At 71.0% G+C, this 21,934-nt stretch carries 19 protein-coding genes and 1 riboswitch; of the genes, 10 read left to right on the forward strand and 9 right to left on the reverse strand.

Annotated elements, in window-relative coordinates; genetic code table 11:
- Positions 1-116: 116 nt before the first annotated feature.
- Positions 117-1,259 (reverse strand): glycosyltransferase family 4 protein, encoded by a 1,143-nt coding sequence (locus N8I87_RS11090; protein WP_263207854.1) that lies wholly within the window; start codon positions 1,257-1,259, stop codon positions 117-119.
- A gap of 127 nt (positions 1,260-1,386) precedes the next feature.
- Here N8I87_RS11090 and N8I87_RS11095 point away from each other — a divergent pair, with 127 nt between their 5' ends.
- Entirely contained in the window at positions 1,387-2,622 is a 1,236-nt protein-coding gene (locus tag N8I87_RS11095) for a glycosyltransferase 87 family protein (protein WP_263207855.1), read from the forward strand.
- Between the two features lie 17 nt (positions 2,623-2,639).
- Here the strand turns inward: N8I87_RS11095 and N8I87_RS11100 are convergent, their stop codons facing one another.
- From N8I87_RS11100 to N8I87_RS11120, 5 genes are all read right to left on the reverse strand, one after another.
- Positions 2,640-3,833: a hypothetical protein gene (locus N8I87_RS11100; RefSeq protein WP_263207856.1), complete on the reverse strand. Its 1,194-nt coding sequence runs from the start codon at positions 3,831-3,833 to the stop codon at positions 2,640-2,642.
- Between the two features lie 29 nt (positions 3,834-3,862).
- On the reverse strand, positions 3,863-4,873 hold the full coding sequence (locus N8I87_RS11105) for a C40 family peptidase (RefSeq protein ID WP_263207857.1): 1,011 nt from the start codon (positions 4,871-4,873) through the stop codon (positions 3,863-3,865).
- A 197-nt stretch (positions 4,874-5,070) separates the two neighbouring features.
- Positions 5,071-6,102: a C40 family peptidase gene (locus N8I87_RS11110; RefSeq protein ID WP_263207859.1), complete on the reverse strand. Its 1,032-nt coding sequence runs from the start codon at positions 6,100-6,102 to the stop codon at positions 5,071-5,073.
- 211 nt (positions 6,103-6,313) lie between these two features.
- Entirely contained in the window at positions 6,314-7,657 is a 1,344-nt protein-coding gene (locus N8I87_RS11115) for an NYN domain-containing protein (RefSeq protein ID WP_263207861.1), read from the reverse strand.
- Between the two features lie 64 nt (positions 7,658-7,721).
- Entirely contained in the window at positions 7,722-7,961 is a 240-nt protein-coding gene (locus tag N8I87_RS11120) for a hypothetical protein (protein WP_263207863.1), read from the reverse strand.
- Positions 7,962-8,116: 155 nt separating this feature from the next.
- Here N8I87_RS11120 and N8I87_RS11125 point away from each other — a divergent pair, with 155 nt between their 5' ends.
- Entirely contained in the window at positions 8,117-8,842 is a 726-nt protein-coding gene (locus N8I87_RS11125) for a rhomboid family intramembrane serine protease (protein ID WP_263207865.1), read from the forward strand.
- Positions 8,843-8,959: 117 nt separating this feature from the next.
- On the opposite strand, the gene N8I87_RS11130 is transcribed toward N8I87_RS11125, so the two are convergent.
- Complete coding sequence (locus N8I87_RS11130) at positions 8,960-10,111, reverse strand: acyl-CoA dehydrogenase family protein (RefSeq protein WP_263207868.1); 1,152 nt, start codon at positions 10,109-10,111, stop codon at positions 8,960-8,962.
- Positions 10,112-10,542: 431 nt separating this feature from the next.
- Between N8I87_RS11130 and N8I87_RS11135 the strand changes: the two genes are divergently transcribed.
- The 5 genes from N8I87_RS11135 to N8I87_RS11155 all read left to right on the forward strand — a co-directional run bounded on the left by N8I87_RS11135 (position 10,543) and on the right by N8I87_RS11155 (position 16,470).
- Positions 10,543-11,517, forward strand: coding sequence for a cytochrome P450 (locus N8I87_RS11135; protein WP_263207869.1), 975 nt, complete (start codon positions 10,543-10,545; stop codon positions 11,515-11,517).
- Positions 11,518-11,799: 282 nt separating this feature from the next.
- Complete coding sequence (locus tag N8I87_RS11140; protein ID WP_263207871.1) at positions 11,800-12,738, forward strand: polyprenyl synthetase family protein; 939 nt, start codon at positions 11,800-11,802, stop codon at positions 12,736-12,738.
- On the forward strand, positions 12,735-13,652 hold the full coding sequence (locus N8I87_RS11145) for a terpene synthase family protein (protein ID WP_263207873.1): 918 nt from the start codon (positions 12,735-12,737) through the stop codon (positions 13,650-13,652). Before N8I87_RS11140 ends, N8I87_RS11145 begins: the two co-directional genes overlap by 4 nt.
- 10 nt (positions 13,653-13,662) lie before the next feature.
- On the forward strand, positions 13,663-15,021 hold the full coding sequence (locus N8I87_RS11150; protein WP_263207875.1) for a cytochrome P450: 1,359 nt from the start codon (positions 13,663-13,665) through the stop codon (positions 15,019-15,021).
- A 90-nt stretch (positions 15,022-15,111) separates the two neighbouring features.
- Complete coding sequence (locus N8I87_RS11155; RefSeq protein WP_263207877.1) at positions 15,112-16,470, forward strand: cytochrome P450; 1,359 nt, start codon at positions 15,112-15,114, stop codon at positions 16,468-16,470.
- A 24-nt stretch (positions 16,471-16,494) separates the two neighbouring features.
- Here the strand turns inward: N8I87_RS11155 and N8I87_RS11160 are convergent, their stop codons facing one another.
- The gene (locus N8I87_RS11160; protein ID WP_411577212.1) at positions 16,495-17,679 is read right to left on the reverse strand and encodes a cytochrome P450 family protein; all 1,185 of its coding nucleotides are present in this window, start codon (positions 17,677-17,679) and stop codon (positions 16,495-16,497) included.
- A 125-nt stretch (positions 17,680-17,804) separates the two neighbouring features.
- Between N8I87_RS11160 and N8I87_RS11165 the strand changes: the two genes are divergently transcribed.
- Genes N8I87_RS11165 through N8I87_RS11175 form a run of 3 tightly spaced genes read left to right on the forward strand, consistent with a single transcriptional unit; the run spans position 17,805 to position 20,112 of the window.
- On the forward strand, positions 17,805-18,509 hold the full coding sequence (locus N8I87_RS11165; protein ID WP_263207879.1) for a TetR/AcrR family transcriptional regulator: 705 nt from the start codon (positions 17,805-17,807) through the stop codon (positions 18,507-18,509).
- Complete coding sequence (locus tag N8I87_RS11170) at positions 18,506-19,834, forward strand: phthiocerol/phthiodiolone dimycocerosyl transferase family protein (protein ID WP_263207881.1); 1,329 nt, start codon at positions 18,506-18,508, stop codon at positions 19,832-19,834. Before N8I87_RS11165 ends, N8I87_RS11170 begins: the two co-directional genes overlap by 4 nt.
- Positions 19,831-20,112: an Lrp/AsnC family transcriptional regulator gene (locus tag N8I87_RS11175; RefSeq protein WP_263207883.1), complete on the forward strand. Its 282-nt coding sequence runs from the start codon at positions 19,831-19,833 to the stop codon at positions 20,110-20,112. The genes N8I87_RS11170 and N8I87_RS11175 overlap by 4 nt, the downstream gene beginning before the upstream one ends.
- A gap of 113 nt (positions 20,113-20,225) precedes the next feature.
- On the opposite strand, the gene N8I87_RS11180 is transcribed toward N8I87_RS11175, so the two are convergent.
- Entirely contained in the window at positions 20,226-21,587 is a 1,362-nt protein-coding gene (locus N8I87_RS11180; RefSeq protein WP_263207885.1) for an aminotransferase class V-fold PLP-dependent enzyme, read from the reverse strand.
- Positions 21,588-21,748: 161 nt separating this feature from the next.
- A riboswitch (SAM riboswitch) is annotated at positions 21,749-21,865 on the reverse strand.
- Positions 21,866-21,934: the final 69 nt, after the last annotated feature.

Genomic DNA, 21,934 nt, shown 5'->3' on the forward strand with positions numbered 1-21,934 from the left:
GCAGCATGTGCGGATTTTCCGGTTCCGCCTAGAGGATGGGCAGGGTCTGAATCGAACCTTTGCAGCAGCTTTTTACAGGGGAGCAGCCTTTTGCAGCAGTGCCTTGAGCAGCCGCCTCACAGCAGCGCCTCGAGCCGCTCGGCGAGCAGGTCCCAGCGCCACTTCTCCTCGACCCACCGCCGCCCGCGCTCCCCCATCCGGCGGCGCAGTTCGGGGTCCCCGAGGAGCGTGACGATCCGGTCGGCGGCGTCCTCGGGGAAGCCGCCCCGCACGACCCATCCGGTCTCCCCGCCGAGCACCGCGTCGGGCGCCCCGCCCGAGTCCCCGGCGACGACCGGCAGTCCGGTGGCCGAGGCCTCCAGGTAGACGATCCCGAGCCCCTCGACGTCCAGCCCGCCGCGCCGGGTCCGGCACGGCATGGCGAAGACGTCCCCGGCGCCGTAGTGCGCGGGCAGCTGTGACCAGGGCACGGCGCCGGTGAAGCGCACCGAGTCGGCGACCCCGGTCTCCCGGGCGAGCCGACGCAGATCCTTCTCGTACGGCCCGCCGCCGACGATCAGCAGAACGGCGTCCGGCTCCTTGGCGAGGATCGCCGGCATGGCCCGGATCAGCGTGTCCTGCCCCTTGCGCGGCACGAGGCGCGAGACGCACACCACGACCGGCCGCTCCGTCAGCCCGAGCCGCGCCCGTACCTCGTCGCCGCCCGAATCCGGGTGGAAGGTCTTCTCGTCGACGCCCGGGGGCAGCTGGACCATCCGGCAGGCCGCCTCGGGCGTCAGCGCGCCGGCGATCCGCGAGCGCGTGTACTCGCCGAGGTAGGTGATCGTGTCGGTGGACTCGCCGATCCGGCGCAGCACCTGCCGTGCGGCGGGCAGCTGGGCCCAGCCGGCCTCGTGGCCGTGGGTGGTGGCCACGAGCCGCTCGGCGCCCGCCCTGCGCAGGGCCGGGGCCATCAGCCCGAGCGGTGCCGCCGCCCCGAACCACACCGAGGTGCACCCGTGCTCGCGCAGCAGCCCGACCGCCCGCCGGGTCGCCCCTGGCGTCGGCAGCAGCATCGTCGTACGGTCGCGTACGACGGTGAAGGGCTGGTCGGCGTCGAAGGCGGCCGTCGCCTCGACACCCTCCCGGCTCCGCTTCCAAGTGGAGGCGTAGACGACCAGCCGGTCGGGGTCCAGGCGCAGCGCCATGTTGTGCAGGAACGCCTGGATGCCGCCCGGCCGGGGCGGGAAGTCGTTGGTCACGATCAGGGTCTTGTGCATCGCCGCCGACCCTACCCAACCGGCGCACGAGGGGCACGGGCGCCCGCGGCCGTGCTTCATGGCACTCGCACAGGCCGACGGGGAATCATGGGTCCGCACCCACGACAGTCGGACGACAGGGGTTCAGGTGAACAGGACGGGCGCGGGGCGGTCCCCGGTGTGGCTGCTGGGCGCCTGGGGCGTCACCCGGCTGGTGCTGGTGCTCTTCGTGGTGCGGGTGTTCGTCATCCCGGGGGTGGACGTCACGACCGACGTGTCCGTGATCTACCACGGCTGGTACGAGGTGCTGCGCCACGGCAGCTTCCCGGTGGGCGATGTGACCTGGCAGTACCCGCCCGCGGCGGCGCTGGCGGTCCTCGCTCCCGGTGCCCTGCCCTTCCTCGCCTACACCACGGCCTTCTTCGTCCTGGCCGGCCTCGCCGACCTGACGGTCCTGGCGCTGCTGCTGTACGCGGGCAGGCGCCCCGACGCATCGCCGCGCGGTGCCTGGATGTGGGTGGCCGCCGTCCCGCTCCTCGGCCCCACGGTGTACGCGCGCTACGACCTGATGGTGACCGCGGTGGCGGTCGCCGCGCTGCTCGCCGGGACCCGGCACCCCCGTGTGATGGGCGTCCTGGCGGGCTTCGGGGCGATGGTCAAGGTGTGGCCGGTGCTGCTGCTCGTGGGGACCGTACGGCGCCGGACGTGGGCCGCGGCGGCGGTGACCGCGGCCGCGCTGGCGGTGCTGTTCTCGATGACCATGCCCGGCGCCTTCACCTTCCTCACCGCCCAGCGCGGCCGGGGTACCGAGGTGGAGTCGCTGGGCGCACTGGTCTTCCATGTGGCGCGGCACTTCGGCTGGCACGGCCAGGTGCTGCTGAACTACGGCTCGGTGGAGTTCCTCGGCCCGTACGTCGGCCTGGTGAGCACGGCCGCCCTGGCACTCACCGGCGCGGCCTTCGGCTGGCTGGTGCTGTGGCGCCTGCGGGCGACCCGGTTCCCGCCGCAGGCACTCGCGGAGGCGGCCTTCACGGCGGTGCTGATGTTCACGGTGACCAGCCGGGTGATCAGCCCGCAGTACCTCGTATGGCTGATCGGCCTGGCCGCCGTCTGCCTGTGCTTCCGCCAGAGCCGCATGGGCCTGCCCGCCCTTCTCCTGATGCCGGCGGCCTTCGTCACACTCCTGGAATTCCCGATCGGCTTCGCCCACGTCGTGGCCAGCGACCGGTACGGCACGACCCTCCTGCTCCTGCGCAACGGCCTGCTCCTCACCACCACCCTCCTGGCCGCCCACACCCTGTGGCACACCACAGCCTCCGAGCCCCACACCCCCCAGGTACCGAGCCAGCCGACCCACACGAACGGGACTCCGGTCTCTTCCTGAGCGGGAGAACAGCTCGCTCAGCCCAGCTGAGCTCGCACGTAGTCCTGCCACTGCGTGGTGAACTGCTCGGGCGTCGTGCCGAGCACCTTCCTCAGGGCGGCCTCGACCGCGCCCGCGCGCTTTCCGTGGGTGCCGACGGTTCGGTAGAACTCGGCCAGGCGGAGCTCGCCCCAGTGGTCGGCGATCATCCGGCAGGCCAGCCAGCCAGTCTCGTAGGCCTGGGCGAGTCTGGTGGGGTCGCTGTCGAAGCCGAAGTCTTTGTCGGTGGGCAGATCGGGCGGTACCCGGTTCTCCTGGACGGCGCGGGCCAGCTCGGGTGCGGCCTCGGCGGGTGTGCGGCCCGTGCCGAGGTAGCCGATCCAGTCGGCGTAGCCCTCGGACAGCCACAGCGGGGTGGCCGGGGTGGTGTCCGCACGGGTCGCCACATGGGTCGTCTCATGGGTGAGCACGACCTGTTTGCCGACGTCGCCGAGAAGGGCGTACGCCTCCGGGTTGATCACGACCCGGTCCGCGGGCGCCCTGCCGGAGCCGCCCGCCTCGCCCGTGGTGACCGCGGCGATCCCGCGGTAGGAGGAGGCTGGTGAGCCGAGGACGCCCGCCATGCCCTCCAGGGACTTCGGTACGAGGACCACGACCCGCCGTGTCCAGTGCGTGCCCCACGCCTGGGAGACGGCGGGCACCGCGCGGTCGGCGAGCCGTGCATAGGTGTGCAGTGCGGTGGCCGACTGCCCGACCCCGAGGATCAGGCTGTGGCCGCCCTTGACGGCCGTCACCGCGCCCTGGTCCCACAGCTGCTGGGCCGCCTTCTTGGCGGGCCTGTCGGCGGCGACGTACCACTGCCCGTCGGCCCTGTGGCGGAGCGTGAGCGTGCGGCCGGTGGTCACCGGGGCCGTGTCGATGCCGCGCAGCCGGTAGCGGAGCTCGGCGGCGGCGGTGGCCGTGGAGCCGGTGCGGTGCAGGCCGGTCAGCCGGTAGGTCCAGGAGTCCAGCGGGACCGTGTGGAGGTTCTCGTACTGCGTGCGTGAGCCCGTCCTGTCGTATGCCGCCTCGTCGTGCCCGAGGAGCGCCGCCGCCCGCCGGTCGAGCATCTGCTGCACCTCGGTGCGCGCGGAGTCGGCGCCCGTCCGTCCGCCGCCGCACCCGGTCAGGGGAACGAGCAGCAGACAGAGTCCCACCACTCCCGAGCGCCACGCCCGTCTGCGACCAGCCATTTCCCGATCGTACGGCCCGACGCGCCGGGTCAGACCCGGGTGACCGAGGAGATGGGCATCATCCCGACCGGGTCGTAGCGCACCGGCGCGCCGGGGTGGGGCGCGTGGATCACCTGGCCGTTGCCCGCGTACATCGCCACATGGCCGGCGTCGGAGCGGTAGACGACCAGGTCACCGGGGCGCACCTGGGAGAGCGGGATCCGCCGACCCGCGTAGCGCTGCTCCTGCGAGGTGCGCGGCAGCTGGACCCCGGCGTGCGCGTACGACCACTGCATCAGGCCCGAACAGTCGAAGCCGGAGGGTCCGTTGGCGCCCCAGACGTAGGGGCGGCCGAGGGCGGAGCGGGCGGCGGCGAGGGCGGCGGCGGCGCGGCCGGCCGGGGCGGCGGAGCCGGAGAGCTCCGGCATGTACTGGCGGGCGCCGCGGGTGGCCCGTTCGTAGGCGGCGCGCTCCGCGTCCGGCAGGGAGTTGAGCAGCTTGCGGGCCTCGGCGAGCTTCTTCTCGACGGTCCGCTTGTGCGAGGCGACGGCCTTACGGCTCCGCTCCAGTTCGGTGAGCTTCCCGACCGTCTCGGAGCGCTCTTGGGCGAGTTCGCGCAGGGCCGACTGAAGCTCCTTGAGCCGGCCGGCCTGGTGGGCGCCGATCCGGTCGAGCGTGGCCGCCTTGTCGAGGTAGTCCTCCGGGTCGTCGGAGAAGAGCAGGGCCACGGTGGGATCGATGCCACCCGAGCGGTACTGGGCGCCGGCCAGCGAACCGAGCTCGTCCCGCATGGTGTTGATGCGCTCCTGCTGACGGGCGATGTGGTCCTGTGCGTCGCTGACCTGCCTGCGCAGCACGCCCGCGCGTTCGCCGGCCCTGTCGAAGGCCTCGGTCGCGTTCTCCGCCTCCTGGTAGAGGCGGTCCACCTCGGCGCGGGGGTCGCCGTGCGGCGCGGCTGCCGCCGGTACGGCGCCGAGGGCCGCGGCGGCGGCGGACAGGACGCACAGGACGACGGCGCCCCGGTTGAACCCGGACGGTACAAGGCGGCGATGGGACCCCACGGGAAGCCGCGCTCCTTCCGCTGGCGGACGGCTGACTGTTCGGAAACTCGCCAGACAGTAGCCGCGCGGACACGCAGCGTCCAAAGTCCTCCAGCCGGTCGCGCAACGCGACGACCCGCCGCCGACGCAGGTCAGCAGCGGGTCGTGGAGTCAGCTCGCGTTGTCGCGAATCCCCCGTTCGGGCGGCAGCCGCGGGGTCAGACGCGGACGCCGAACTGGAACGGCATGTTGCCGATCGCCTCGTAGCGCACGACGGCACCGGTGTGCGGGGCGTGCAGCACCTGGCCGTTACCGGCGTAGAGGCCGACGTGGTGCAGGTCCCCGTAGAAGAACACCAGGTCGCCGACCTGGAGCTGGCTCATGGAGAGGCGGGTGCCGATGCCCGCCTGGGCCTGGGAGGTGCGCGGGATGGAGACGCCGGCCTGGGCGTAGGCGTAGGAGGTCAGGCCCGAGCAGTCGAAGGAGGAGGGGCCGGTGGCGCCGTAGACGTACGGCTTGCCGATCTGGGCCTGCGCGGCGGAGAAGGCCGCGGCGGCCCGGCCGGAGGCGGAGGTGTCGTTGCCGAGGTCCACGCGCTCGGTGGAGGAGCGGCTGGCGCGGCTCTGCTCGGCGGCGAGCGCCGCCTTCTCCTTGGCCGTCAGCGTGTTGAGGAGCCTCTGCGCCTCGGCGAGCTTGCCCTGGACTTCCTTCTTCTTCTTGCCCAGCTCGGTGCGGGTGGAGGCGAGGTCCTTGAGCTTGTCGGTGGCCTCTGCCCGCTCCTGGGCGAGTTCGCGCTGTTTGTCCTGAATCTTCTTCAGGGCCTCGACCTGCTGGCTGCTCAACTGGTCGAGCGTGGACGCCTTGTCGAGGTAGTCGTCCGGGTTCGAGGAGAGGAAGAGCTGGATGGACGGGTCTATGCCGCCCGAGCGGTACTGGGCGCTGGCCATCGAGCCCAGGCCGTCGCGCAGCTTGTTGAGGTCCCCCTGACCGCGGGCGACGTTGTCCTGGATCGTGGAGATCTCCTTCTGGAGCTTCTCCTGCTTCTCCTTGGCCCCGTTGTACTTCTCGGTGGCCTGCTCCGCCTGCTCGTAGAGCTTGTCGACCTTCGCCTTGACCTCGTCCTTGCTGAGCTTCTCGCTCGGTGCCGCGTTGGCGGCGTTCGCGCTCAGGGCGACGGCAGCGGCGGCTGCGGTGGTCAGCACGGTCACGCGCGTGCGGCTCGGCTGCTTGGGTCGACGGTGGGACGCCACGGAGACGGGCTCCTTCTTTTGAGTGATCACCCGTGTGGAGGTTCGAGCCCAGACCCTAGTGACCATGCTGTGATCAGTTCAAATCCTCACACCAAAAAATCCTGCCTCGCAAGGCATTCTTTGCACACAACTCACATGGCGTGATCCTCGGTTGACGCTACGTTGAGCGACAGACCGGTCAATTCGGGCATTGCATATGCGCGTTGAATGTTCAGGACAGTCGCTTCAGAAGCACCGCAGACGCGACGGGTCGGGCACCCGCCCTGGCGACCCCGTCGGCGACCTCGCGGTCGGTCGAGGCGACGATGACCGGACGGCCCGGCGGCTCCGCGCGCACCAGCTGGCGGATGAGCTCGTCGGCCGTGACACCCGGCTTGGAGAACAGCACCCGCACGCCGCGCGGTGGGGCGAGCAGAACGGGCGCGGCCAGCTCGGCACCGTCGAAGACGCAGGTCACCTCGGCGCCGGTCTGCGCGGCGAGCTGCGAGAGCTGGCCGAGCAGCCGCAGGCGCTGCTTCTCCAGCGGCATCTGCGGATAGCCGGTCTTGGTGACGTTGTAGCCGTCGACCACCAAGTGCGCCTGCGGCAGGGCGAGAAGCTGGTCGAGAATGGCCGGATCGCTGTCCGACAAGGCCCGCGCGGCGATGTCCTTCGGGGTCATTCGTCCCGGTTCGACCGCGTCCACGGTCTCGGCCGGACGGACGGAGACGGGCGGCAACGCCAGTTCCCGGCGCAGCCCCTGGGCCGCCTCCAGCACGGTGTCGAGCAGCAGCCGTACCCGCATGTCCTCGACGCTGCGCCCCTCCCGGGCGGCCCTCCGGGTCGCCTCCAGGGCGGCCTCGGCCTCCCCCAGGCGCGCCTTGAGCCGCCGGGTCTCGCTCTCGGCGGTGGACACCTGGGCGTTCCCCTCGGCCCGTACGGCCTCGATCTCGCCCTGCACCTTGCGCAGGGCCGCCTCGCCGCGCTTGACGTCGCTCAGGGCCGCCCGGAGCTTGCGGTGAAGCGATTCCGCTTCCTTCTTCGCCGTCTCCAGTTCGGTACGAAGCCGCTCGGTCTCGGCCCGGGTCTGCTCCCGGGCGTGGTCGAGTTCCTCGCGCAGCCGCTCCAGCTCGGCCCGGCTCTCCTCGTCCGCGCGCTCGGCATCCGCCCGCTGGGCCTCCTCGCCGGCCGCGGTGACCAGCTTCACCCAGCCCGTGGGGCGCAGTACATAGGCCGCGGCCGCCACGTCGAGCGGGTCCGCGGCCGGGGGCGGCGAGCCGGAGTCGAGGGCGCCGGCGAGTTCCGGCTGGGCCTCTCTGAGCTTCTCGCCGATGCGCTGCCGGAACAGGGCATCGGTCTCCAGGGCCGCCGCCATGGCGTTCCCGGCGAACTTCGCCCGGCGGTTCGGGGCGAACCGGGCGTACTGCCGCAACTGGGCGGGCAGTTCGCCGACGGTCAGCCCGCCGAAACCGTCCGAGACGATCTGTACGACACGGCGTCGCACACCGTCGGGCAGCGGACGGTCAAGCACCTCAGCGGTGCCGTCGCCCGGCCCCCCGCCTGCGGTCTCCACCATCCGTCACACCCCAATATCCGTACGGGGCCGTCACACCCCGATATCCCTGCGGGGCCGCTCCCGGTCAGGAGTCGGCGCCCGGCCTGTCCACCAGTTCCACCTGGTCCACCGCGTTGCACCAGCGGCAGCGGACCGACTCGATGGTCTCACTGACCACCTCGCGCTCCTCGACCTTCGGCTCTCCGGCCAGGTCGAGGTGGACGTACTCGACGACCTTCGAGGCTCGTGTCACGTCGAAGCGCGTGAGGTTGCCGCAGAGGGAGCAGCGCCACCGCGTCGTGGCGGTAGGCAGGGGAACCGGCATCGTGGCTGTTCTCTTCCTTCTAGTGTCCGTGACGCGCCATCTGCCCGACGCGTGTGGCTCGTAACCCTAAGGCCTGGTGGTGACCCGCCGCTGGTGCGTCCACGGCGGCGAGGCGGTCTGCGCCGGTGCGTCCCCTTACGTCATGCTCTGTGCCCATGATCAGCAACTGGGGCACGGTGGCAGGCAGGACCTTCAGAGCGGTCCGGGGCACGCCGGCGCCGATGACGTACACCTTCATCGCCCTGTGCTGCCTGATCTTCGTGATGGGGCCGGCGTCCGGGCTCAATCCGGCGTACGGCACGGGGGACGCGCTGCTCGCCGTGCAGCGGGCGTACTTCCGGCACTGGGGGGTCATCCCCGCGAAGCTGTTCGAACAGCCGGCGCAGGAAGCCCTCACTCCCGCCACGGCTCTCTTCGTGCACGGCAGCTGGGTGCATCTGCTCGGCAACATGCTCTTCCTCTATGTCTTCGGGGCGATGACCGAGGAGCGGATGGGCCGCGTGCAGTTCACCCTGTTCTACGTCGGCTGCGGCTATCTCGCGCTGATCGGCTACGCGGCCGCCAACGCCTCGTCCCAGCAGTCGCTGGTGGGCGCGTCCGGGGCGATCTCGGCGGTACTCGGAGCGTTCCTGTACCTGTTCCCCGATGCCCGTGTCACCAGTCTCCTCCCCTTTCTGTTCTTCCTCCCGCTGCGCTTCCCGGCCTGGGTCGTCCTGCCCTTCTGGGCGGCCGTCCAGTGGCTGGCGGCGGGCCGCGCCTCCCAGGGCCCGGGCGTGGCCTATCTGGCCCATCTGGTGGGCTTCTCGCTGGGCTTCCTGTTCGCGTGGGTGCGGTTCGGGCGACGGGTCAGGGGGGCGGTACCGGATTCCGGCGGGGGGTGAGGGACACCGGGACACGGCGAAAGGGGTGTCCGCCGCGACGGACACCCCTCCCCTGACGTCTTGCGCTCCTCTCGGACCGACGTCCTGCGTTCCTCTCGGCGCCCCGCGTCCGCCGCGTCAGAGCCCCATGGACTTGGCGACGATCGTGCGCATGATCTCGCTGGTGCCGCCGAAGATCCGGCTCGCACGGTTGTCGGCGTACAGCCGGGCGATCGGATGGTCCATCGTGAAGCCGAGACCGCCGTGCAGCTGCAGGCACTTGTCGAGCACCCGGACCGCCGTCTCCGTGCAGTACAGCTTGGTCGCGGCCGCCTCCTCGGCGGTCAGCTCCCCGCTGTCGAAGGCGTCCAGGGCCTGGTCGACGACCGCCTGCAGCGCGTTCACCGTGACCTTGCAGTCGGCGAGCACGAACTTGGTGTTCTGAAAGGCGGCGAGCGGTTTGCCGAAGGCGGTGCGCTCACGCACGTACTCGGTGGTGAGGTGGACCGCCGCGGCCGCCTGCGCGTACGCGCCGACGGCGATGCCGAGGCGTTCCTGCGGGAAGATGTCGGCCAGGCACGCGAAGGCGCCGCCCGGCTCGCCCAGCACGTCACCGACCGGGACCCGGACATCGGTGAAGGTCATCTGGACGATGTCGGAGGACCGCAGACCGAGCGTGACCGGCTCGGAGTCGACCGTCACGCCCGGTGCCCGGGTGTCCACGGCGAGCAGGGACATGCCGCCACGCCGGTCGGACCGGTCGGCGGAGGTGCGGCAGGCCACGAGCACCAGATCGGCCTGGGCACCTCCGGAGACGAAGGCCTTGGAGCCGTTGAGCAGGTAATGGCTGCCGTCCTCGGCAAGCTCGGCGGCCGTCCGCAGGCCGGCGACGTCGGAGCCGGCCCCCGGCTCGGTGATCGCGATGGCCGTCATCAGTTCGCCGGTGACGAACCCGGGCAGCCAGCGCCGCTTCTGCTCCGGGGTCGTGTAGTTCACCAAGGTGGCCGGAAGCGCCAGATGCGCACTGGCCCCGCCGAAGGTGACACCGGCCCGGGCGCACTCCTCGGCGATGACGGCGTTGAACTTGAAACTCTTCTCGCCCGAGCCGCCGAACTCCTCGGGGATGCCGAACCCGAAGATGCCGAGTTTTCCCAGCTTGAGATATAAGTCACGCGGTACCCGGCCGGCCGTTTCCCATTCGGAATAGACGGGTACGACCTCTGCCTCGATTAAGCCCCGCACCACCGCACGGAACGCCTCGTGCTCGTCCTGGAAAACAGTGCGTCGCACCGCTCTTCCCCCTGTAGCTCTGATCGGTGTGTTCGCCAACGACTCGACGCTAATACGGAGTTGAGGATCTTGTCCAGGGCGCCGGACCTTGTCACCCGTGCTTGTCATGTGCCTACTATTCGGTCACCGGGTTCACGACCGACGCGACGGACCCGCGCAGTGGGCTGCCGATTTTCATGGGGGAGACAGGCATGGAACCAACTGACGGTAAACCTTTGTTCAATGCTCGCGACCCGCGATTACGCACCGACCCGTACCCGCTCTACAAGCGCCTTCGGGACATGGACCCGGTCCACCGGACTCCGTACGGTCACTGGGTGGTGTCGGGATACAACGCGGTCGCCGCACTCATACGAAATCCCAAGTTGAGCAGCGAATATCCGCAAGACCCCAAATGGGCCGCACAACGGGGCGGACGGGACAGTCCGATCGTGCGTGCCGCCCGCAGCTGGATGCTGATGCGGGACGGCGAGGCGCACCGCCGGCTGCGCGGCCTGGCCAACCCGCTGTTCACCGCCAGGGCCATCCGCGAGACGGCCCCCCGGATCGCCGGCATCGTCCACCGGATCATGGACGACATGGGCGACGGCCGGGACATCGACCTCATCGGGCAGCTCGCGGCCCTGGTGCCGGTGACCGTCTTCTGCGGCCTGGGCGGCCTTCCCGTGGAGGACCGTGACCTGTGCCGGAAGTGGACCGACGCACTGGGCCACGTCATCGACCCGGCCACCGACGAGACCACCCGCCGGGCCATGAACGACGCGGCCGAGGAGTTCGGCGCCTATGTCGCCGGACACCTGGAGGAGCGGCGCGCGAACCCGCGCGACGACATCATCTCCCGCCTGCTGCTGGCGGAGTTCGACGGCGAGAAGCTCTCCGACGAGGAGATCGTCGCCAACGTCATGATGTTCTTCATGGGCGGTCACGAGACGACCGTCAACCTCATCGGCAACGGCATGCTCGCCCTGCTGCGCCACCCCGACCAGCTGCGTGCCCTGCGCGAGGACCCCGGCCTCGTCGAGAACGGCATCGACGAACTGCTCAGGTACGACGCACCCATCCAGCTGGTGGCCCGTATCACCACCGATGACATCGAGCTCGAGGGCACCACGATCCCGGCCGGCTCCAAGGTGATGATCCTGCTCGGCGCCGCCAACCGCGACCCGGCCCGCTACCCCGACCCCGACCGCCTCGACCTGCGGCGCCCGGACGTCCGGCCGCTGTCCTTCGGGGGCGGCCCGCACTACTGCATCGGCGCCCTGCTGGCGAAGACCGAGGCACGGCTCGTCCTCACCGAACTGCTGCGCCGCCACCGTGACATCACACTCAGCCGCGAGGACGTCGTGTGGCGTCCGCAGGTCAACATCCGCGGGCTCAGAGAACTCCGCGTCGATCTCCTCTCCTGACGTCGGCCCGGCCTCCCGGCCGCCGGGCGGCATCGCCCGGCAAATTTCCGCAGTGTCCGGTTTTCTCTGCTTTCTCTACGCACGTGCCCAAGCGCCTTCGTGGATGCGGAGCCGGTTCCACTGGTCCTATGAGCGGGGATGAAGCACAGATATATGAGTACTCAGACCATTTCTCCAGGCATACTCGATCCGAGCGTCGCGAGGAACGCCGTGGACGCCGTCCTGGTGGATTTCCTGGAGAGCCGGAGACAAAACTCGGGCAACCCACAAATGGCCAGGCTCGTGAAATTGCTGGAAGAATTCATGGTGGGCGGCAAGAGAATCCGGCCGATGCTCACCGTGATGGGCTGGAAGGCGGCCGGCGGAGAAACCGACCTGACGGCCGTGGTACGCGTGGCGGCGTCACTGGAGATGTTCCACGCGTTCGCCCTCATTCATGACGACATCATGGACGACAGTGACACCCGGCGCGGCCGTCCCACCATCCACCGGATGCTCGCCGGAAAACGCGGCGACGACCGTACCGAGCGATTCGGAATCGGCGCCGCGGTGCTGCTGGGCGACCTCGCCTTCGCCTGGTCGGACCAGCTGCTGCACACGGCGGACCTCACCTCCGCGCAGTCGGCGGCGGTACTGCCGCTCGTCACCGACATGCGCACGGAGGTGATGCTCGGGCAGTACCTGGACCTCCGCGCCACCGGCGAGCTCACCGACGACGTCGACGCCACGCTCACCGTCAACCGCTACAAGACCGCCAAGTACACCATCGAACGCCCGCTGCACATCGGCGCCGCCCTCGCGGGAGCCGGCACGGATGCCCTGGCCGCCTGCTCGGCGTTCGCCCTGCCCCTGGGCGAGGCCTTCCAGCTCCGCGACGACCTGCTGGGGGTCTACGGCGACGTCCGCGACACGGGCAAGTCGCGCCTGGACGACCTGCGGGCCGGCAAGAACACGACCCTGGTCGCGCTCGCCCTGCGCGCCGGCGACACGGCGCAGCGCGCCCGGCTGCGCGCACTGATCGGCGACCCCGGGCTGGACGAGGCCGGCGCCGAGGAGGTCCGGGCACTGTTCGCGTCCACCGGCGCCCGGGACGCCGTCGAACACATGATCGATGACCGCTATCGGCAGGCCGTCCGGGCGCTGGAGACCGCCCCCTTCACCGCCGCCGCCGTCACCGCCCTCAAGCAGCTCGCCGTCACGGCCACCAGGAGGAACTCATGACCGCGGACCTGACCGCGCCCGCCACCACGGCCCCCGCGGGCACGGCCCGCCACTGGCAGGAGTGCACCGATCGCTTCGCCGCCCTGTTCGAGCGGCACGTCGGGTACGAGGCGCGGAAGGTGCCCATGACGGACGCCGAACTGCGCGAGGTCATAGACGCCTGCAACCGGGCGGTGGCCCCCCTGGGCAAGAGCGTCTCCGACAAGCGCTGGATCTCCTACATGGACGTGGTGCGCTGGTCGCAGAGCGCCCGCCACATCAAGGACATGGAGGCGTTCAAGGCGGTCTGCGTACTCAACTGCGTGACCTTCGTGTGGGACGACATGGACGCCGCCCTGCACGACTTCGACCTCTTCCTGCCCCAGCTGCGCGCGGTCTGTGAGCGGTACTACTCCGCCGAGGACGCGGAGTTCGCGTACGAGGGGGCCCGCGCCTTCGTCACCAGCGACCACATGTTCCGCGACTCCCTGCTCAAGAAGGTGCTCTGCAGCACCTCGCCCGAGCAGTACTTCCGGTTCCGCGTCACCGACGTCGGGGTGGACTTCTGGATGCGGATGTCCTACCCGATCTACCGCCATCGCGAGCTGACCGAGCACTCCAAGACGGGCCTCGCCGCCCGGATGACCACCCGCGGGCTGGCCATCGTCAACGACTTCTACTCCTACGACCGCGAACACGCCCTCGGCCAGATCACCAACTGCTTCCGGCTGTGCGACATGGCCGACGACGCCGGCTTCCGGCACTTCTTCCAGGCCCGCCTCGACGACATGGCCGAGGACATGGAGTGCATCAAGGCGTTCGACGACATCACCCGGGACGTCCTGCTCGACCTGATCCAGGGCAACTTCGTGTGGACCACACGGGACCGGCGCTACCAGGCCCCGGTGAACGACGTCAACTCGCGTATCCAGTAGGGGCCGCCGGATGCGTACCTCCAAGTCACCCGCGGCGGCAGGGCACTGGCGGATCGGCACCGCCCCCGGCGCCCTGCCGCTCCTGGGACACGTACCCGCCCTGTGGCGCCGCCCCCTGGAGTTCCTGGCCTCACTGCCCGCGTACGGCGACCTGGTCGAGGTCCGGCTCGGCCCCGGCCGGGCCTACCTCGCCGCCCACCCCGAGCTGGTCCGGCACGTGCTGCTCAACCCGCGCGTCTTCGACAAGGGAGGAGTCTTCGACAAGGCACGGCAACTGCTCGGCAACAGCCTGTCCGTGTCCCGCGGCGAGGAGCACCGCTTCCAGCGCCGGCTGATCCAGCCCGCCTTCCACCCGACGAGGATCGCCGCCTACACGACGGCGGTGGCCGAGGACACCCGGGCCGTGACCGACGCCTGGCAGGCCGGAAAGACCCTCGACATCAGCGACGCCATGCACGCCCTGCTCATGCGGGTCGCCGCGCGCACCCTGTTCTCCACCGGGCTCGACGACGCCACCATCGAGGAGGCCCGGCAGTGCCTGCGGACGGTCTCGCACGGCATCTACAAGCGCACGGTCGCCCCGCTGGGCATCATGGAGAAGCTGCCCACCCCGGGAAACCGTGCCTACGACCACGCCAACGCGCGGCTGCGGCAGATCGTGGCCGACATGATCGCCCTGCGGCGGCGGTCCGACACGGACCACGGCGATCTGCTCTCCACCCTGCTGCGGGCGGAACACCCCGAGACCGGGGAGAAGCTGGACGACGGCCAGATCCTGGACCAGGTCGTCACCTTCCTGGTCGCCGGCAGCGAGACCACCGCCTCCACCCTGGCCTTCGTCTTCCATCTCATGGGCACGCTGCCCGAGGTGGAGAAGCGCGTGCACGCCGAGGTGGACGCGGCACTGGAGGGACGGACACCCGTCTACGACGACCTGCCCGCGCTGCCGTACACCCGCAATGTCATCACCGAGGCGCTGCGCCTGTACCCGCCGTCCTGGATGGCGATGCGGGTCACGGCGCAGGACGTGGAACTCGGCGGCCGGCTGATCCCCGCCCGGACGATGATGCTCTACAGCGCCTACGCCCTGCACCACAACCCGGAGCTCTTCCCCGACCCGGAGTCCTTCGATCCCGGGCGCTGGGAGGGCGAACGGGCCGAGCGGGTGCCGCGCGGGGCCCTGCTTCCGTTCGGCGCGGGCAGCCACAAGTGCATCGGCGACGTCCTCGCGCTCACCGAGACCGCGCTGATCGTGGCGACCGTCGGCGCACGCTGGCGGCTGCGCCCCGCGCCCGGGTCCCGGCTGCGCCCGGAGCCGAAGGCCACGTTGGAGTCCGGGCCGCTGCCGATGGTGCTGGAACGGCGCTGACCCGATCCTCCACCGTCCTCCTTTGTCCCCACCGTCCTTCTCCGTCCCCCCGTCTCCCTGTCCGTACCGTCACCGGAGGGCACATCCGGCATGAAGACCCAATCCGACCTGGCCAGGCGCGGCTGGCGGATCGCCAAGGCGCCGGGCCGGCTTCCGCTGGTGGGCCACGCGCTGCACCTGGCGCGTCGTCCCCTGGAGTTCCTGGCCTCGCTGCCCGCCGTGGGCGATCTGGTCGAGCTGCGGCTCGGCACCAAGCCGACCTACCTGCCCTGCCATCCGGAGCTGGTGCAGCAGGTGCTGCTGAACGCGCGGGTCTACGACACCGGGGGCCCGGTGAAGGAGAAGGCCCGCCCCATCCTGGGCAACGGGCTGATCACCTCCGACTGGGCCGACCATCGCCGGCAGCGGCGCATGGTCCAGCCGGCCTTCCACACGGCGCGCATCGCGACGTACGCCGAGGTGATGCGCGAGGAGTGCGCGGCGCACACGGAGACCTGGCGGGCGGGACGGCCCCTCGACGTCGGTGACGCGATGCAGGCCCTGACCGCACGGGTGACGGCCCGCGCGCTGTTCTCGACCGAGATGGCACCGCACTCGGTCGCGGAGATCCAGCGCGGCCTGCCCGTCATGGTGCGCGGGGCGTTCCGTCGCGCGATGGACCCCACCGGTCTGCTGGCCAGGCTGCCGTTGGCCGCCAACCGGGAGTTCGACACGGCGCTCGCCCGGCTGCACGCTCTCATCGACACGATCGTCGGGGACTACCGGCGCTCCGGCGAGGACCGCGGCGACCTGCTGTCCGCGCTGCTGGCCGCACGGGACGAGGAGGACGGCGGCGCGATGACCGACCAGGAGGTCCACGACCAGGTCATGACGCTGCTGCTGGCCGGTGTGGAGACCACCGCGAGCGCCCTGACCTGGGCCTGGCATCTGCTGGCGGCCCACCCCGAAGCCGAGGCGCGGCTGCACGCGGAGGTCGACGGGGTGCTGGGCGGCCGGATCCCGGGCTACGCCGACGTGCCGAGGCTCGCCCAGACCCAGCGGATCTTCACCGAGGCACTGCGGCTGTACCCGCCGGCCTGGATGTACACCCGGATGACCACCGAACCCACCGAGTTGGCCGGGCACCGGCTGGAAGCCGGTTCCGACCTGCTGATCAGCCCCTACGTCATCCACCGCATCCCGGAGTTCTTCCCGCGCCCGGAGGTCTTCGACCCGGACCGGTGGCTGCCGGAGCGGGCCAGGGACGTCACCCGAGGTTCGTATCTGCCGTTCGGCGGGGGCAGCCGCAAGTGCATCGGCGACGTCTTCGGGATGACGGAGGCGACACTGGCGCTGGCCACCATCGCCTCCCGGTGGCGGCTGCGGCCGGTACCGGGCACCACCGTCTCGCCCCATGCCGGAATGAGCCTGACCACCGGACCGCTGCCGATGGCACCCGAACCACGCTGACCGGACACAGCACACGCCGGCAGATCAGCCGAAGGTGACCGGCAGGTGGTGCGGCCCGCGCAGCATCAGGCTGGGGCGCCACACGACGGCGTCGGGCTCGGTGTCCAGGGCGAGTCCGGGGCACCGCTCCAGCAGCGTGCGGAAGGCGATCGCGCCCTGCACACGGGCCAGCGGTGCGCCCAGGCAGTGGTGGATGCCGTAGCCGAACGCCATGTGGCCGCGGGCGTCCCGGCGGATGTCGAAGCGGTCGGACCGGGCGAACCGCCGGGGATCACGCGAGGCGGCGGCCAGCACGACTGCCACCGAGTCCCCGGCGCCGATCACCGTGCCGCCGATCTCCACGGGCTCCTTGGCGTAGCGGAACGCCGTGGTCTCGACGGGTCCGTCGTAGCGGAGCATCTCCTCCACGGCGTTCTCCAGCAGTGACCAGTCGGCGCGCAGGGCCGCCAGCTGGTCGGGGTGGCGCAGCAGGGCGAGTGTGCCGCTGGACAGCAGGTTGGCCGCCGTCTCGTAGCCGGCCACCAGCAGCAGGAAGGCCATGCCCAGCATCTCCTCGAAGGAGAGCCGGTCCTCCTCCTCGCCCATGTGCCCGGCCAGCGCGCTCAGCAGGTCCTCACCGGGTTCCTGCCGCTTGGCGGCGATGAGGTCGGCAAGATAGCCCGTCATGGCCTGGGCCGCGGCACCGGCGGCCTCGGGCCGGGTGAAGTCGGTGCTCTCCAGGTACCAGTCGTGAAAGGTCTTGCGGTCGTTCGCCGGTACGCCGAGCAGTTCGCAGATGACGGCCAGGGGGAGGGGCAGCGCGAACGCCTCGACCAGGTCCGCACGGCCCAGCGGCAGCATGGCGTCCACGAGTTCGTCCGCGATCCGCTGGATCTTGGGGCGCAGCGCCTCGATGCGCCGGGGCGTGAAGTCCTTCGCTACCAGCCCCCGCAGCCGGGTGTGCTGCGGGGGATCCGTCTGCACCATGTTCAGGCCGATGGCGTTGCCGCCGTCGTCCTGCCATCCGGCCGAGTGCCTGATGTCGTTGGACAGCCGTGCGTCGGCCAGCGCGGATCGCGCCTCCTCGTGGCCCACGACGAGCCAGAACTCCCCCGACGCCGAGGTCCGTACCCGGTGCACCGGGCCCTTGGCGCGCATGCGCTCGTAGACCGGATACGGGTCGTCGACGAATTCCTGGCCGAGTGCTGACAGATCTTCAAAGCCGGTCACGGACAAGTGAGTTCCTCGCTTCGAACGGGCCGGACACAGGCAACCGTGGAGTACTCCCCGGTTGACGGCGCGACCCTAACAGCGGAAACGGGGAGTAGTCCACGGTTGGTGTTAGGGTGCCGCCCATGGCCAGCGGCGAGGACCGGCGAACCCCCAGGCGCAGCGACGCGCGGCGCAATCGCGAGACGCTGATCGCCGCCGCCCGGGAGATCTACGCCGAACGCGGGGTGGACGCCCCGCTGGACGACATCGCCCGCCGGGCCGAAGTCGGCAACGCCACGCTCTACCGTCACTTCGCCGGGCGCGCCGAACTGATCGAGGCCGTTTTCCACGACGCGCTCACCCCGATCCTGGCCCTGGCCCGGCAGACCCGTGAGCGGGCCGACGCCTGGAGCGGCCTCACCGCCTACCTCGACCATGTCTTCGCCCTCCTGGCCGCCGACCGCGGCGCGGGCGACCTGATGACCACCGGCATCCAGGGCGTGCCCACGCTCGACGCCCTGCGCGAGGAGAACCACCGCACGCTGGAGACCCTTCTGCGCCGCGGCCAGGCGCAGGGCACGATCCGGGCCGACCTCACGGTGGAGGACCTGCTGTTCCTGCTGGCCGCGCTGGGCCGGGCCGCACCGGCCGCGCCCGGCTCCTGGCGCCGCCATCTGGCCCTGCTGCTGGACGGCCTGCGTCCGGCCGGCGCCCACCCGCTGCCCGCTCCCCCGCTCGGACCGGAGGAGTTCGACGCCGCTCTGCACCGTCTCGGCACCGCCCCGCGGGCACCCGCGCGGCGGGAGCCGCCCCCCAGTCCACCGACATCGGAGACCTCCACACCATGACGCGTCAGCGCCCCATATCTCCCTTCGAGAGCGTCTACTTCCTGGATCTGGGTGCCGCGGGTCTCCCGCTGTACGACATGCCCGAGTTCGTCGAGTCCCTGGTCCGCGGCCGCCCGGACATCACGCTGACGAGGCGGGCGCTCGGCCTGCTGACCGAGCACCACCCGATCCTGCGCTCGGAGGTGACGTCCGGCGAAGGGGGCCTGCTGCTGCGGGTCCGCGACCGGGTCCAGCCGCCGCTCACCGTCCTCGACGGCATCGAGGACACCTACGCCGAGCTGATCAACTCACGGCCCGACTGGACCGAGAGCCTGCTGCACGCCTGGCTGCTGACCGACGGTGAGCGCAGCCAGGTGGTGCTCGGCGTCCACCACGGCGTGGCCGACGGCCGGTCGGCCTTCGCCCTTCTCGACGAGTTCTGGCAGTACTACACGGCCCTGGCGGCCGGCGCGGATCCCTCCCCCGAGCGGCGAGAGGCGCTGCCCGAGGCGATCGACACCCGGCTGGCCGGCGCCTTCCCCGACGCCGAGATCGACGCCCTGGTGGACGCCATCGCGCAGGGCGCGGCGGCCGACGCCAAACCCGCCACGCTGCCCACGGACGGCTTGGGACGCCCCGACCGTCCGGCCGAGGCGCGCCGCTTCGTCGTCGACCGGCTGGAGTTCGCCCCTCGGACCACCGAGGCCGTGGTGGACGCCGCCCGGGCCCGCGGGGTGACCGTCAACAGCCTCGTCACAGGGCTGGTGATGACCGCCGTACGCGCGCAACTGGCACCGGAGTACGGTCCGTTGACGATGACCTGCGGTCACGGTGTCGATCTGCGCACCCGGCTGACCCCGCAACTGCCCCTGAGCAGCGTGCTCAACTGCATCACCGGGCTGCAGACCACGCTGGCCGTCCGGTACGACGACCGCCCGGAGACCGTCGGCCGGGAGGTGGCCGGCCAAGTCGCCAGCTCCCTGGACCGGCGCGACCCCGAGCGCTTCCTTCTCGCCGCGCTCAGGGCGGGTGCCAGGGGCATCGCGGTGCCCGTACCGGTGGTCACCTACGGCATCTCCAACGTCGGCCGGATCCCCGCGCACCCCGTCCCCGAGGACATGGAGCTGCTCCGCTTCGGCGGTACGGCCAACGCGCCGGGCATGCCGCCCAAGATCGGCGTCGCGAGCTTCGGCGGCCGGCTGCTCGTACAGAACGAGTACGACAGCTGGACCTACGGCCCGGAACAGATGCGGACGCTGCGCGAGACCCTGCGTGCCTCCCTGACGGATCTGGTCACGGATAGAGTGAGGGCCACCCCAGGCCCCGAGGGAGAGAACCAGCCGTGATCACAGCGATCGTTCTGATCAAGACCAGCGTGGACCGGATCCCCGAGATCGCGGAGTCGATCGCTTCGCTGGACTCGGTGAGCGAGGTCTTCTCCGTCACCGGTACGTACGACCTGATCGCGATGGTGCGGGTCAAGGAGCACGAGGAACTGGCGGAGGTCATCCCCGGCCGGATCAGCAAGATCCCGGGGGTGGAGGCCACGGACACGCACGTGGCCTTCCGCACGTACTCACAGCACGACCTCGAGGCGGCGTTCTCGATCGGGCTGGACAACTGACCAGGGCCCTGATGGACAGATCGGACGGCTGGACGGTCACGTCGACCCACCCCGTGCTCCCCCGTCAGGAGTCCCGCTGACAGGGGAGCGTGTACCGCGGTGACGTACGGCGGTCAGACCGCCGGGACGCAGCGGCCGTCCTCGGTGCGGTACTGCCACTTGGCGCCGTCCTGGACCAGTTCCTTCACGGCGTTCACGAAACGGTCGACGTGCTCGTCCGGCGTGCCCGCGCCGAAGCTGACGCGGACGGCGTTGAGGGACTTCTCGCCGGGCGCGGCCTCCGGAGCGCCGCACTCGCCCTGGGCCTGCGGGTCGCCGCCCAGCAGGGTGCGCACGAGCGGGTGCGCGCAGAACAGGCCGTCGCGGACCCCGATGCCGTACTCGGCGGAGAGCGCGGCGGCGAAGTGCGAGCTGTTCCAGCCCTCGACGACGAAGGAGATCACACCGACGCGCGGGGCGTCGTCGCCGAAGAGGGAGAGGACGCGGACCTGCGGGACCTCGGCCAGGCCCGCCCTGACCTTGCGGATCAGGTACTCCTCGCGGGCCACCAGGGTGTCGAAGCCGGCCTCGGTGAGGGCCTTGCAGGCGGAGGCGATGGAGTAGACGCCGATGACGTTCGGGGAGCCGGCCTCGTGGCGGGCGGCGGTCTCGTGCCAGTCCACGGCCACGCCCCCGTCCGCACGGCGGCTGACCCCGCGGCTGGCGCCGCCGCCCGCCAGGTACGGCTCGGCCGCGCGTAGCCAGTCGGCGCGGCCGGCCAGCACACCGGAGCCGAACGGGGCGTACAGCTTGTGGCCGGAGAAGGCGACCCAGTCGACGTCCAGGTCCTGGACCGACACCGGGTGGTGCGGGGCCAGCTGGGCGGCGTCCAGGACGATCCGGGCGCCGTGCGCGTGGGCGGCGGCGGCCAGTTCGCGGACCGGCCACAGCTCGCCGGTGACGTTGGAGGCGCCCGTGACGCACACCAGGGCCGGGCCGTGAGGGTCGCGGTCGGCGAGGGCCCGCTCCAGGGTCGCGACCGCCTCCCGCGGGCTGCGCGGGGCGTCGAGGTAGCTGACCCGGGCGTCCTTCCAGGGCAGCAGCGAGGCGTGGTGCTCGGTCTCGAAGACGAAGACCTGGCAGTCGGCGGGGAGCGCGGCGGCGAGCAGGTTGAGGGAGTCGGTGGTGGACCGGGTGAAGATCACCTGGTCGTCCGCGCGGCAGTCGAGGAACTCGGCGACCGTCCTGCGGGCGTTCTCGAAGAGGTCGGTGGAGAGCTGGGAGAGGTAGCCGGCGCCGCGGTGGACACTGCCGTAGTAGGGGGCGTAGGCCGCCACGTCGTCCCAGACGCGCTGGAGGGCGGGAGCGCTGGCCGCGTAGTCGAGCGCGGCGTAGGTGACTTCGCCACCCGTGACGAGCGGGACGGTGACATCTCCACCCAGAACGGGAAGAGGGGAACAAATGGTCTGGGCGGCGGCAGCGGTGGAGACGGACATGGTGAACTCCTGTGAGTGGCAAGGCGGAACCACCACGCGAGCGCGCACGACTCGAGCGTGGGGAAGGTGAAAGGGGTACGCGGAAGCGGGGCTCTGCGCCCTATCGCATTCGCTTGCTCACAGAAAGCTCCCTCGACGACCAGGACCCCTGGTGTGCGAGGGGTCCGCGCTTGCCGTAGACCTCGCTGCCTACGACCTGGTCCTCACCCGGGGCACCCCGCCACGGACGGAGGGTTGCCGGACAGTCGGCCGGGGCCTCATGACTGTCACTCATGACCTGGACAGAAAAGTACTGAAGTGATCGCGGTCCCGCAACCCGTGTCCGGATCGCGGGACCGCCGACCGGT

The organism is Streptomyces sp. HUAS 15-9 (assembly GCF_025642155.1).
Taxonomy (GTDB): Bacteria; Actinomycetota; Actinomycetes; order Streptomycetales; family Streptomycetaceae; genus Streptomyces.